At 72.4% G+C, this 12210-nt stretch carries 14 protein-coding genes and 1 riboswitch; of the genes, 7 read left to right on the forward strand and 7 right to left on the reverse strand.

The features are described from left to right. The first annotated feature begins 67 nt into the window (after positions 1-67). The gene (locus tag ACZ5GP_RS04655) at positions 68-301 is read left to right on the forward strand and encodes a (2Fe-2S)-binding protein (protein WP_468749377.1); all 234 of its coding nucleotides are present in this window, start codon (positions 68-70) and stop codon (positions 299-301) included. Positions 302-322: 21 nt separating this feature from the next. Here the strand turns inward: ACZ5GP_RS04655 and bfr are convergent, their stop codons facing one another. Next, complete coding sequence (gene bfr, locus ACZ5GP_RS04660) at positions 323-802, reverse strand: bacterioferritin (protein WP_468749378.1); 480 nt, start codon at positions 800-802, stop codon at positions 323-325. A gap of 166 nt (positions 803-968) precedes the next feature. On the opposite strand from bfr, the gene ACZ5GP_RS04665 reads away from it, so the two are divergent. Beyond that, positions 969-1601 carry a sulfite oxidase-like oxidoreductase gene (locus tag ACZ5GP_RS04665; RefSeq protein WP_468749379.1) on the forward strand — a complete coding sequence of 211 codons (633 nt, stop codon included), beginning with the start codon at positions 969-971 and terminating at the stop codon, positions 1599-1601. Positions 1602-1613: 12 nt separating this feature from the next. Here ACZ5GP_RS04665 and ACZ5GP_RS04670 read toward each other — a convergent pair whose 3' ends face one another. From ACZ5GP_RS04670 to thiO, 6 genes are all read right to left on the reverse strand, one after another. Then, the gene (locus ACZ5GP_RS04670) at positions 1614-2147 is read right to left on the reverse strand and encodes a DUF4396 domain-containing protein (protein WP_468749380.1); all 534 of its coding nucleotides are present in this window, start codon (positions 2145-2147) and stop codon (positions 1614-1616) included. 81 nt (positions 2148-2228) lie between these two features. Continuing rightward, positions 2229-3107: a deoxyribonuclease IV gene (locus ACZ5GP_RS04675; protein ID WP_468749682.1), complete on the reverse strand. Its 879-nt coding sequence runs from the start codon at positions 3105-3107 to the stop codon at positions 2229-2231. Between the two features lie 192 nt (positions 3108-3299). Next, a complete protein-coding gene (gene pknB, locus ACZ5GP_RS04680; protein WP_468749381.1) occupies positions 3300-5246 on the reverse strand; it encodes a Stk1 family PASTA domain-containing Ser/Thr kinase in 1947 nt (648 codons plus the stop codon). A 131-nt stretch (positions 5247-5377) separates the two neighbouring features. Continuing rightward, positions 5378-6181 (reverse strand): thiazole synthase, encoded by an 804-nt coding sequence (locus ACZ5GP_RS04685; RefSeq protein ID WP_468749382.1) that lies wholly within the window; start codon positions 6179-6181, stop codon positions 5378-5380. A gap of 7 nt (positions 6182-6188) precedes the next feature. Next, on the reverse strand, positions 6189-6401 hold the full coding sequence (gene thiS, locus ACZ5GP_RS04690) for a sulfur carrier protein ThiS (protein WP_361081706.1): 213 nt from the start codon (positions 6399-6401) through the stop codon (positions 6189-6191). Next, positions 6398-7567 (reverse strand): glycine oxidase ThiO, encoded by a 1170-nt coding sequence (gene thiO, locus ACZ5GP_RS04695; protein ID WP_468749383.1) that lies wholly within the window; start codon positions 7565-7567, stop codon positions 6398-6400. Before thiO ends, thiS begins: the two co-directional genes overlap by 4 nt. 48 nt (positions 7568-7615) lie before the next feature. Beyond that, positions 7616-7728: riboswitch (TPP riboswitch) on the reverse strand. 130 nt (positions 7729-7858) lie between these two features. Between thiO and ACZ5GP_RS04700 the strand changes: the two genes are divergently transcribed. The 5 genes from ACZ5GP_RS04700 (at position 7859) to ACZ5GP_RS04720 (ending at position 12199) form a co-directional block, all read left to right on the forward strand. Next, positions 7859-9094 carry an NAD(P)/FAD-dependent oxidoreductase gene (locus ACZ5GP_RS04700; protein ID WP_468749384.1) on the forward strand — a complete coding sequence of 412 codons (1236 nt, stop codon included), beginning with the start codon at positions 7859-7861 and terminating at the stop codon, positions 9092-9094. Positions 9095-9152: 58 nt separating this feature from the next. Beyond that, the gene (locus ACZ5GP_RS04705) at positions 9153-9518 is read left to right on the forward strand and encodes an Rv2175c family DNA-binding protein (protein ID WP_468749385.1); all 366 of its coding nucleotides are present in this window, start codon (positions 9153-9155) and stop codon (positions 9516-9518) included. A 76-nt stretch (positions 9519-9594) separates the two neighbouring features. Next, entirely contained in the window at positions 9595-10248 is a 654-nt protein-coding gene (gene thiE, locus ACZ5GP_RS04710) for a thiamine phosphate synthase (RefSeq protein ID WP_468749386.1), read from the forward strand. 114 nt (positions 10249-10362) lie between these two features. Continuing rightward, positions 10363-11280: a methylenetetrahydrofolate reductase [NAD(P)H] gene (gene metF / locus ACZ5GP_RS04715; protein ID WP_468749387.1), complete on the forward strand. Its 918-nt coding sequence runs from the start codon at positions 10363-10365 to the stop codon at positions 11278-11280. A gap of 52 nt (positions 11281-11332) precedes the next feature. Beyond that, a complete protein-coding gene (locus ACZ5GP_RS04720) occupies positions 11333-12199 on the forward strand; it encodes a hypothetical protein (protein WP_468749388.1) in 867 nt (288 codons plus the stop codon). The last annotated feature ends 11 nt before the right edge of the window (positions 12200-12210 follow it).

The following is a 12210-nucleotide window of genomic DNA, read 5'->3' on the forward strand; positions in this document are numbered from 1 at the left end:
TAGGTTAGCCTCACCGATCAATCGGGACGGCGCCGCTGATGAGTCCTGTCCGTCCCCCGCCCGGGAGGTGAGCCGCGTGTACGTCTGCAACTGCTTCGGGGTCACCGAGGCGCAGGTGAAGAAGCACGCGGAGGCCGGTGCCTGCACCCCCCGCCAGATAGCCTCGGCCTGCAAGGCGGGCACGGACTGCGGTTCGTGCGTACGGCGCATCCAGGCACTGCTCGGCCGGGGCGCGTGCCCCCGCCGCGAGCTGGTCGACCAGGGAACGCCGGCGCTTGCCTCGCTGGAGGAGGCGGCCTAGTCCCGCCGGGGCCCGCGGGCCTCAGCTCTCCGGCTGCTCGATGAGCTGCGCCAGATAGAGCGGCTCGCCCAGCTTCTCGACCAGTTCGAGCTGGGTGTCGAGGTAGTCGATGTGGTGCTCCTCGTCCGCGAGGATCGACTCGAAGATGTTGGCCGAGGTGATGTCGCCCTTGGCCCGCATGACCTCGATGCCGCGCTTGAGGCGGTCGATCGCCTCCACCTCGACCTGCCGGTCCGCCTGGAACATCTCGGTGACGCTCTGGCCCACCCGGACGTGGAAGAGCCGCTGGTAGTTGGGCAGACCGTCGAGGAACAGAATCCGGTCGGTCAGCACCTCCGCGTGCTTCATCTCGTCGAACGACTCGGCGCGGGTGTACTTGGCGAGCTTGGTCCAGCCGAAGTTCTCCTGCATCTTGGCGTGGAGAAAGTACTGGTTGATCGCCGTCAGCTCGGCGGTCAGCTGCTCGTTGAGAAATTCGAGGACCTCGGGGTCGCCCTGCATCGCAGAGGCTCCTTCCACGGGGGTGAACTGGGCAGGTAGCGCGCATCTTTGCACCGGTGTTCGGAAGCCGTCCAGTAAGTGCACGCTTAGTAGGAGTTGCCCGAATCCGTATCTGTCAGACTTCGTCTGGTCACTCCCACTGTCCCCGGTCTGTCAGGATGGAGTCATGGGTCAGCCGGCGGAACGCGCATCTCGACAGGCGGCGGAGTCGGAGCTTCCGCCGGGTCAGCGGCTGCAGCGCGGCTGGCCGGTGACGCACTACGGTCCGGTGCCGAAGTTCCGCCCGGAGCGCTGGGAGTTCAGGGTCTTCGGGGCCACGGCGGACGGCGAGAAGCACTGCTGGACCCACGAGGAGTTCTCCGCCCTGCCCTACGCCACGGTCGTCGGCGATCTGCACTGCGTCACGAAGTTCAGCATGCTGGGCGCCGAATGGGGCGGTGTGCCCGCCCGCACGCTCCTGGAGCTGGCGCCGCCCGCCCCCGAGGCCAGCCACGTCATGGTCTGGGCCGAGTACGGCTTCAGCTCCAATCTGCGGATGGCGGACTTCGCCGCCGAGGACACGATTTTCGCCACCCACAAGGGCGGCGAACTGCTCACCGCGGAGCACGGCTTCCCCCTGCGGCTCGTCGTGCCGCATCTGTACGCCTGGAAGGGACCCAAGTGGGTCCGCGGCGTCGAGTACATGACCGCCGACCGCCGCGGCTTCTGGGAGGAGCGCGGCTATCACAACGTCGGCGACCCCTGGCGGGAGCAGCGCTACTCCTACCAGGAAGAGCCCGGGGACGGCCCCGAGCTCTAGCGGTCCACCTGCTCAGTGGTGGTACTGGTGCACCACCGCGTGGCCCTTGCCGCGGCCGATCATCCACTTGTTCACGGGGGTGGTGACCACGAACGCGGCGGCCAGGGCGATGGCCAGGATCCACCAGAACTTCGGGTCGCCCAGGTGCGCGTCCATGGCGCCGGGCCACAGCGCGATCACGCCGTTGTCGATCAGCTCCATCACGGCGATGGAGAGCGTGTCGGCGGCGAGTGCCACGCGGAAGGCCGTCCTGAAATCGACGCCCGCCTTGCGGATGCCGCGCAGCGTCAGGGCGTAACCGAAGGTGAACGCCAAGACGATCGCGAGAACCATCGTCGGCACGTTGCCCCAGCCGAGCGCGGTGCCGATGATCATCCCGAGCACCTCGCCGATGGCGCAGCCCGTGAGGCAGTGCAACGTGGCCTGGGCGGCCATGCGCCAACTGACCGCGCCGCCCCGCGGGTGGTGCTGCGCGTGGCCCTGCGAGGTGTGGTCGTGGTGCTGGTGGTGCTGGTGCGTGTGCTCGGCGTCTGTCTCGTGCTCCATGACTGGCTCCCCAACGTAAGGCAACGGTTCCTGCCGCCATGCAGGAACCGTATACCCCCCGGGGGTACTATTCAAGTGTTTCTAGCTGCTCCTGAGCCCCTTGAGCCGCGCCACGTCCGCCGCGTGCCCCTCCTTGCCGCCGGGCGTCTCGATGATCAGCGGTACGCCCTCGGTGGCGGGGTGGAGCATCAGCTCGCGGAAGGGCTCCTCGCCGATGTGGCCGGATCCGATGTTCTCGTGCCGGTCCTTGTGGGCGCCCACGACGTCCTTGGAGTCGTTCGCGTGTACGAGCTTCAGCCGGCCCTCGCCGACCGTGTCGACCAGGAGGTCGAGGGTCTGCTTCATGCCGCCGGGCCCCGCCAGGTCGTGCCCGGCCGCGTAGATGTGGCAGGTGTCCAGGCACACGCCCAGCCTCGGGTGGGCGTCCAGCGCCTCGAAGTACGGCCCGAAGTCCCAGGTGCGGGAGCAGAGCGAGGCGCCCTGGCCGGCGGTCGACTCAAGGAGCAGGTACGGGTCGTCGTCGCGCGTCAGCTCGTCCAGCAGGGGCAGCACCAGTTCCCGCATCTGCTTGAGGGCGACCCCGCGCTCCCGTCCGCCCGTCGCGGAACCGGTGTGCACGACGACGCCGAGCGCGCCGATCTCGCGGCCCCGGTGCAGCGAGTGGCGCAGGGAGTCCACGGACTTCTCGGCGGTCGCCCCGGTGTGCGAGCCGAAGTTGATGAGGTAGGGCGCGTGGACGTACGCCGGGATGTTCTCGGCGGCGCAGGCCGCGCGGAACGCCTCGTCCTGCTTCGGGTTCCCCGGCGGAGTCGCCCAGCCGCGCGGATTGGCCACGAAGACCTGGACGGCCTCGGCGCCGATGTCCCGGGCGTAGGAAAGCCCCACGGAGGCCAGACCGCCGGCCACGGGCACATGGCCGCCGACGGGGTTGCGGGACGCGACGCCGCGGGACGCCGTCAGGAGGGGGTTGTCGCTGCTCACACCGTCAAGGGTGGCACGCGCGCGGGGGCGCGCGGGCAGCAGCGCGGGGTGGGATTGGTCATGGCCCCCAGCGGAACATCCGACCGGCGCCGACGGGTATCGCCGGTGGGCGCCTGCCCGCTCGGCGGGCCACCGGCGGCTCGCGGGTCCGGTCAGGAGAACTCGATGACCTCAGCGGATCTCGATGGTGATCGTCGACCCCTTGGGGGCCTTGTCGCCGCCGTCCACCGACTGCTTCTTGACCGTGTCCCCGAAGAGGCCGAGCAGACCGCGGTCCTTGTCCACGTCGAAGCCCGCGCCCTCCAGCGCGTCCTCGGCGTCGTCCACGCTCATCCCGGTCACATCCGGGACCTCGACCATCGGTGGGCCCTTGGAGATGACCAGCCGGACGGTGTCACCCTCGGCGAGCTGCTCGTCCGCCCCGGGGGACTGCTCGACGACGTCGCCCTTGTCCTCGTCGGAGTGCTTCCGGTTCGGATCGATCCGCACCTTGAGCCCGGCGTCCTCCAGCTCCGAGGTGGCGTCGGCCTCGGAGTCACCCGTCACGTCGGGCACCCGGACCGCGCGGCCCTTGCTGACCACCAGGGCGACGGCCGAGTCCGCCTTGCGCGTGAAGCCCGCCCTCGGGTCCGTGCTGATCACGGAGCCCTTCTCGACGCTGTCGCTGAAGCCCTTGGTGACCATGCCCGGGGCGAGACCGGAGTTCTTCAGTTCCTGCTTGGCCCTGGCCAGCGGGATGCCCTTGACGTCCGGCACCTTCACCTTCTCCGGGCCCCGCGAGACGGTCAGCGTCACCTGGTCGTTCTGCCGGATGCGGTCGCCCGCCTCGGGGTCGCTGTCCATGACCGTGCCGCGCTTGTCCGTGTCGCTGTAGGCACGCTTGACCTCCTTCACCTCCAGACCGGCGTCCGCCAGGCGCTGCCTGGCCTGCGCCTCGGTCTTCGCCAGGACCGGCGGGACCTGTGTGAACTGACCGGAGTTGATGTACCAGACCCCGGCGCCCAGGCCGAGGGCCAGCAGCACCGCGGCGACCACCGCGAGCGTGCGGCGGCGCGGATCGAGGCGGCGGCGCCCCGGCCGGGCGGGCGCGGACGGCGCGGCCGGCGGGGGCGGCAGGACACTCGTGCGGTTCAGCGGGTCCTGCCCGGCGCCGCCCTCGGCGGGCAGCGGCAGCTGACCGGAGCGGGCCGCGCGCGGGATGACGCTGGTGCGGTCCTCGGCGTTGTCGTGCTCCGTCGTGTGTGCCTGCGGCGGCACCGCGTCGAGCTGCTCCTCGCTCAGGGCGGCCCGGGCCTCCCGGAGCCGGGCGAGGAGCGCCACCGCGTCGTACGGGCGGGCGTCGGGGGTGCGGGCCGTGGCGTGGGCCACCAGCCCGTCGAGGTCGTGGGCGAGCCCGGGCACGGCCGCCGACGGGGGCGGCACGTCTTCGTTGAGGTGCTGGTAGAGCACTTGGGCGGGGGAGTCCCCGGAGTGCGGCTTGGCGCCGGTCAGCATCTCGTAGAGCACGACGCCGCACGCGTACACGTCCACACGCGTGTCGGACGTGCCGTGCTCGATCTGCTCGGGGGCGAGGTAGGAGACGGTGCCAAGGACGGTGCCCGTGGTGTTCGTGACGGTGTCCACCGCGCGGACGAGCCCGAAGTCGGCGACCTTGACCCGGCCGTCGTCCCCTATCAGGACGTTCTCCGGCTTCATGTCGCGGTGCACGAACCCGGCGCGGTGCGCGGCGCCGAGGGCGGCGAGGACCGGCTCCAGGATGTCGAGCGCGGCCCGCGGCTGGAGCGCACCGCGCTCGCGCAGGACGTCGCGCAGGGTGCAGCCCGCGATGTACTCCATCGCCAGATAGACGTACGACCCGTCGGTGCCCTGGTCGAAGACACCCACCACGTTCGGATGCGAGAGGCGGGCGACCGATTTGGCCTCGCGGATGAAACGGTCCACGAAGGAGGCGTCGGCCGCCAGCGCGGGGTGCATCACCTTGAGCGCGAGCACGCGGTCGAGGCGGGTGTCCACGGCCCGGTAGACCGTGGCCATCCCGCCGACCGCGATGCGCCCCTCGATCCGGTAACGGCTGTCGAGCAGCTGCCCGACGAGGGGGTCCTGAAGGGTCGTGTCCACGCAGGGGAGTCTACGAGCCGCCACCGACACCTCGTCCCGGCCGGTCCTCCCCGCGGCCGGACTGCAGCCGAGCTGTGACGGGCGACGGGCCCTCCGGCGGGCAGCCGCGAGCGCCCAGAGCCCCGCCTTTCTCAGGGCGTCCCGAACGCCGGCCGCTCCGGATCGAGCCTGGCCATGCCCTCCGCGGGAGAGGACGCCTCCGCGAAGTGCCGCCGGGGAATCCGCCCGGCCCGGTACGCGAGGCGCCCCGCCTCGACGCCGTGCCGCATGGCCTCCGCCATCAGGACCGGCTCCTGCGCCCGCGTCACCGCCGAGGCGAGCATCACGCCCGCGCACCCCAGCTCCATCGCCAGCGTGGCGTCGGACGCCGTGCCCGCGCCCGCGTCCAGGATCACCGGCACGCGTGCGTGCTCCACGATCAGCTGGAAGTTGTGCGGGTTGCGGATGCCGAGCCCCGAGCCGATGGGCGAGCCGAGCGGCATGATCGCCGCACAGCCCACGTCCTGGAGCTTGCGGGCGAGCACCGGGTCGTCGTTCGTGTACGGCAGGACCGTGAAACCGTCGTCGACCAGGGTCTCGGCGGCGTCCAGGAGCTCGATGGGGTCGGGCAGCAGCGTCCGCTCGTCCGCGATGACCTCCAGCTTCACCAGGTCCGTGCCGAGCGCCTCGCGGGCGAGGCGGGCGGTCAGGACGGCCTCACCGGCGGTGTAGCAGCCCGCCGTGTTCGGCAGGACACGGATGCCGAGCCGGTCGAGGACGGAGAGCACGGAGCCCTGCACGCCGGGGTCGAGGCGGCGCATCGCGACGGTGGTCAGCTCGGTGCCGGACGCGACCAGGGACCGCTCCAGGACGTCGAGGCTGGGCGCCCCGCCCGTGCCCATGATCAGGCGCGAGGAGAGGGTGAGCCCGCCGAGGACGAAGGGGTCGTCTGCCATGGTCGGATCAGCCTCCCTGGACGGCGGTGAGCACTTCGACGCGGTCGCCGGCGGCGAGTGCCGTGCCGGTCCACCGCGCGCGCGGGACGACGGTCTCGTTGAGGGCGGCGGCGACACCGGAGGGCGCCGCGGTGAGCGTGGCGACGAGGACGTCGAGCGTGGTGCCCGGGGCCACTTCGCGCGCCTCTCCATTGACGGAGACGGAAATGTTCGTACTCATGCGGGTTGCTCCGTGAACGACTGCCTAGGGGGGACGGGGGAGGGCCCGGTGAAGCGGAGCGGGGTGAACGGGCGGGCCTCGTCGGGCAGTTCCCCGGTGGTCAGGGCGTGCGCCATGACGTCGCCCGTCACGGGCGTCAGCAGCACGCCGTTGCGGTAGTGCCCGGTGGCCAGCAGAAGGCCGGGCAGCCGGGTCGGGCCGAGCAGCGGCGCGTTGTCGGGGGAGCCCGGGCGCAGACCGGCGCGGGTCTCGGTCAGCGGCAGCTCCGTGATGCCGGGCACGAGTTCGTGGGCGTCCCGCAGGAGTTCGTAGACGCCGCCCGCTGTGACCGTGGTGTCCCAGCCGAGTTCCTCGCTGGTGGCGCCGACGACCAGCTCGCCGTTCTCGCGCGGCACGAGGTAGAGGTGGCTGCCGCGCACGACCGCGCGCACGGTGCGGCTCAGGAACGGCGCGTACGGCTTCGGCACGCTCAGCCGCAGCACCTGCCCCTTCACCGGCCGTACGGGCGGCAGCACGTCGTCCGGCACGCCCGCCAGGCGCCCGCTGAGGCTGCCCGCCGCCAGCACCACCTGCCCCGCTTGCAGCTCGGTGCCGTCCCCGAGGAGCACTCCCCGGGCCCGCTCGCCCACGACCGACAGCCGCTCGGCCCACGCGCGGTGCAGGGTGACGCCCGCCCGCTCGCAGGCCACCAGGAGCGCCGCCGTGAGCCGGCGCGGGTCGACCTGGTGGTCGCCGTCGACCCGCAGCCCGCCCCGCACGCCCGGGGCCAGCATCGGCTCCAAGCGGCGGCACTCGCGGCCGCTCAGCCACTCCGACTCCAGGCCGGAACGGCGCTGGAGGGCGTGCAGTTCGCGCAGGTGGGCCCGGTCGTCGGCGTCGAGCGCGACCGCGAGCGTGCCGCACGCGCGATGGCCGAGGTCGCGGCCGCTCGCCTCGGTCAGTTCGGCGACGAAGGCCGGATAGCGGCGCGCGGAGGCGAGGTTGAGCCCGAGCAGGGTCTGCTCGCCGTGGTGCAGTTCGGTGACGGCGGCCAGCATGCCGGCCGCGACCCGCGCGGCGCCGCCGCCCGGTTCGGGGTCCACGACGGCGACCGAGAGTCCGCGCTGCGCGGCCCGCCAGGCCGTGACCAGGCCGATGATGCCGCCCCCCACGACGAGGACGTCCATCGGACCCGTGGATCGCGCCGGTGGCGCGTGTGCCGGTGTACGTGGCTGCATGGGCGTCCAGCCCCTCCCTTCGCCGGCATGACCCGGATCAGGTTCGTACGGTCGGAGGCCGTCCAGCCTCCCTCTCAGCCCGGTGCGTCCGGGCTCCCGCGAGTGCTCTGCGCCGACCACCCTAGCCCGTCGCCCGGTGACGCAGTAGGGGAGCTGTCCGGGCATGGTCGGTGACGTTGTGTCAGAGATCTCCTTCCCGGCCTCTGAGGGCAGCCCCGCCCGCCGCCCTACAGTGATCGGGTGAGCGAGCAGCAGAGGCAGAGCGGGCAGCAGGGGCAGGCCGGGCGGCGCGTCGTCATCGTCGGCGCCGGAATGGCCGGGGTGCAGACCGCCGTGGCCCTGCGCGAGCAGGGTTTCGCCGGCACGGTCACCCTCATCGGGGCGGAGCCGCACCAGCCCTACGACAGGCCGCCACTGTCCAAGGCGGTGCTGCTCGGCAAGGCGGAGGGCTCCGCCTTCGACGTCGACTTCGAGGCCCTCGGCATCGACCTCACCCTGGGCCGCGAGGTCACCGGGGTGCGCCCCACCGACCACGCGCTGGACACCGCCGACGGCCCGGTCGGCTACGACGTCCTGGTCCTCGCCACCGGCGCCGAACCGATCCGGCTGCCGGGCACCGAAGGCGTCCCCGGCGTCCACCTCCTGCGCACCCTGGACGACGCCGAGCGGCTGCGTCCGGTGCTCGCCGCGCAGCACGACATCGTGGTCGTGGGGGCCGGCTGGATCGGCGCGGAGTTCGCGACGGCCGCGCGCGAGGCGGGCTGCGCCGTCACCGTGGTCGAGGCCGCGGGCCGGCCGCTCGCCGGAGCGCTGCCGGAAGAGGTCGCCGCCCGCATGGCGGGCTGGTACGCGGACTCCGGAGCCGCACTGCGCACCCACGCGCGCGTGGAGCGCGTCGAGGCCGGCGCGGTGCTCCTCTCCGACGGGACCCGGCTGCCCGCCGGCGCCGTCGTCGTCGGCATCGGGGCGCGCCCCGCGACGGGCTGGCTGGCCGGCTCCGGCATCGAGCTGGGCGCCCACCGGGAGGTCGTGGCCGACGACCACCTGCGCGCCTCGGCGCCCGACGTGTACGCGGTCGGCGACTGCGCCTCCTTCCCCTCCGCCAGGTACGGCGAGCGCCTGCTCGTCCACCACTGGGACAACGCCCTCCAGGGCCCGCGCACCGTGGCGGCCGACATCATCGGCGACACCCCGACGGCGTACGACCCGGTGCCCTACTTCTGGTCGGAGCAGTTCGGCCGTTTCGTGCAGTACGCGGGCCACCACACCGCGACCGACGAGCTGGTGTGGCGCGGCGACCCGACAGGGGTGGCCTGGTCGGTGTGCTGGCTCAGGAGCGGCGCCCTGGCGGCGGTCCTCGCGGTGGGCCGCCCCAGGGACCTGGCCCAGGGCCGCAAGCTGATCGAGGCGGGCACCCACCTGGACCCCGTCCTGGCGGCCGACCCGTCGGTGCCGCTGAAGAAGGCGGCACTGTAGGACGCCACCGGGGAGAGCCAGGCACGCCCGGGCCCCCGGCCAGAGATACGCTGGGGCGGTGACCGAGATTGACTCAAAGACCGACGCGCTCGTCCCCGCCTGGCTCCACCTCCCCGACATCGCCGAAATGCTCGACGTCGAGGTGACGCGCGTACGCCAGCTGGTCAAGGAAGGCCAGCTGATCGCCGTACGCCGTGGGGAGAACCGCACGCTCCAGGTGCCGGCCGCCTTCATCGACGGCGACAAGATCGTCAAGGGCCTCGTCGGCACTCTGACGCTGCTGAGGGACGACGGCTTCTCCGACGAAGAGATGCTGGAGTGGCTCTTCACCCCCGACATCTCCCTGCCCGGCACCCCCGCGCAGGCCCTGAGCGAGAATCGCGGCACGGAGGTGAAGCGCCGCGCCCAGGCGCTCGCCGTCTGACCGAACACACCGTTTCGGGTGCGGGCCGCGTTCGCGCGCGGCCCGCGTCGCCCATTCACACCGGGGGGACCTCTCCATGGCCGCCGACCACCCGCGCGCCCAGCTCGCCGACGCCCGTCTCTACCTGTGCGTGGACGCCCGCAGGCGCCAGGGCGACCTCCCCGAGTTCCTCGACGCCGTCCTCGCGGGCGGCGTCGACATCGTGCAACTGCGCGACAAGGGCATGGAGGCCGGCGAGGAGCTGGCGCACCTCGAGGTCTTCGCCGACGCCGCACGGCGGCACGGCAAGCTCCTCGCGGTCAACGACCGGGCGGACGTCGCGCACGCCATCGGCGCCGACGTCCTCCACCTCGGCCAGGGCGACCTGCCGGTCCCCGCCGCCCGCGCCATCCTCGGCCGGGACGTGCTCATCGGCCGCTCCACGCACGCCGAGTCCGAGGCCGCCGCGGCCGCCGCCCAGGAGGGCGTGGACTACTTCTGCACGGGCCCCTGCTGGCCCACCCCCACCAAGCCGGGCCGCCACGCCCCCGGCCTGGACCTGGTCCGGTACACGGCCTCCCTCGGCACGGACCGCCCCTGGTTCGCCATCGGCGGCATCGACGCGGGCAACCTCGACCAGGTCCTCGAAGCGGGCGCGCGCCGCGTGGTCGTCGTGCGGGCGATCACCGAGGCCGACGACCCGGGCGCGGCCGCCGCGGACTTCGCGAAGCGGCTGCGTACGGCCGGCTGAGCCGTGGCGCGGCCGTGGCGCGCAGTGTCCGGTCCGTGGACAAGACCCCCGACAAATGCCCTGAAATCGCCAGGTCCGGTTGGGGGACCGCCGAGGCCTGGCTAACCTGCCCATATGGCCCTAGGCACAGCTTCCACCAGGACGGACCGCGCGCGCACCGTGCGCGACATGCTGGCGACCGGCAAGACGACGTACTCGTTCGAGTTCTCCGCGCCGAAGACCCCGAAGGGCGAGCGGAATCTGTGGAACGCGCTGCGCCGGGTCGAGGCGGTCGCCCCCGACTTCGTCTCCGTGACCTATGGAGCGGGCGGTTCGACCCGGACCGGCACGGTCAAGGAGACCCAGCAGATCGTCGCCGACACCACGCTGACGCCCGTCGCGCATCTGACCGCCGTCGACCACTCCGTGGCGGAGCTGCGCAACATCATCGGGCAGTACGCCGACGCCGGCATCCGGAACATGCTCGCGGTCCGCGGCGACCCGCCGGGCGACCCGCTCGGCGAGTGGATCGCGCACCCCAAGGGCCTCACCTACGCCTCGGAACTGGTCGAACTCATCAAGGAGTCCGGCGACTTCTGCGTGGGCGTCGCCGCCTTCCCCGCCATGCACCCGCGCTCGCCCGACTGGGAGTCCGACACCCGCCACTTCATCGACAAGTGCCGGGCCGGCGCGGACTACGCCATCACCCAGATGTTCTTCGATCCCGAGGAGTACCTGCGGCTGCGCGACCGCGTCGAGGCGGCGGGCTGCGCGACGCCGATCATCCCCGAGATGATGCCGGTCACCAACGTCCGCCAGCTCGACCGGCTGCCCCAGCTCAGCAACGCCGTGGTCCCGGACGGGCTGAAAGAGCGGATCCTCGCGGCCAAAGACGATCCCGCCGCTGTACGCTCCATTGGCATCGAGTTCGCGACGGAGTTCTGCGCGCGGTTGCTGGCCGAAGGCGTGCCGGGATTGCACTTCATCACGCTCAACAACTCCACGGCGACGCTGGAAATCTACGAGAATCTGGGCCTGCACGAACAGGCCTGAACGGCAGTACCCCCGTACCCACGGGCGGCGGCCGTAGGGGAGTGGGGCGTACATGGGCTGGACGGTCCTCTACATCGCGTTCGGATTCGTCGCGCTGTGGCTGCTCGGCGAGGTGTTGTTGCAGTACAAGGCCAGGCTGCGCTGGCGCCTGCTGGCCTTCGTGGGCTTCCTGGGCGTCGTCGTCGGCGTGGTGCTCTCCTCGGTCCTGGTCATCGCGGCCGGCGCCATCGCCTTCGCCGTCGGCCAGACGTACGTGACGCTGTCGTTCCGCCGCGGCTTCTCCACCGGCTGGGCGCTCGGCGGCAGGCCGGGCCTGAGCAAGCGCCGCAAGAAGCCGTCACGGCCCGCCGCGGACGTGCGGGAACCGGCGCTCCAGGTGTCCGACCTGGAGTACGAGCAGGTCCCGCCGCCTCCCGCGCACGACCCGGCGGTCCACGAGCCGCAGCCCCTGCCCGACGACACCGGGCAGTACGGCGTCTACAGCGACACGCCGTACGCCCCGCCCGCCGCGGGCGCCACCCCGCAGGCCGCCGGGAACGACTTCGACGCCGCGCCCTTCACCGGCCACGACCAGCAGAACTACGGCTACGACGAGACCGGCCACCAGCAGTACGCCGCGTACTCCGACCCGTACGTCGGCACCCAGACCTACGACGCGGGACAGAGCTACGCCGGCTACGGCGACCAGCAGAGTTACGCCCCGTACGGCGGCGCCACCTACGGCGGGCTCGGCGAGGTCTACGACGACACCCCGCCCGGCGGCGTCTGGGTGCCGCACCAGCGCACCACCGAGGGGCAGTACGGCGGCGAACTCCCGGCGGAGCAGCCGTACCCGCCCCAGGGCGGACACGCCGACGGCCACGACGGCCATGACGGCCACGACAACCCGGGCCACAACGAGCAGCAGTACCGCTACTGACCCCCTCCGGA

Source organism: Streptomyces sp. NPDC031466 (genome assembly GCF_055581265.1).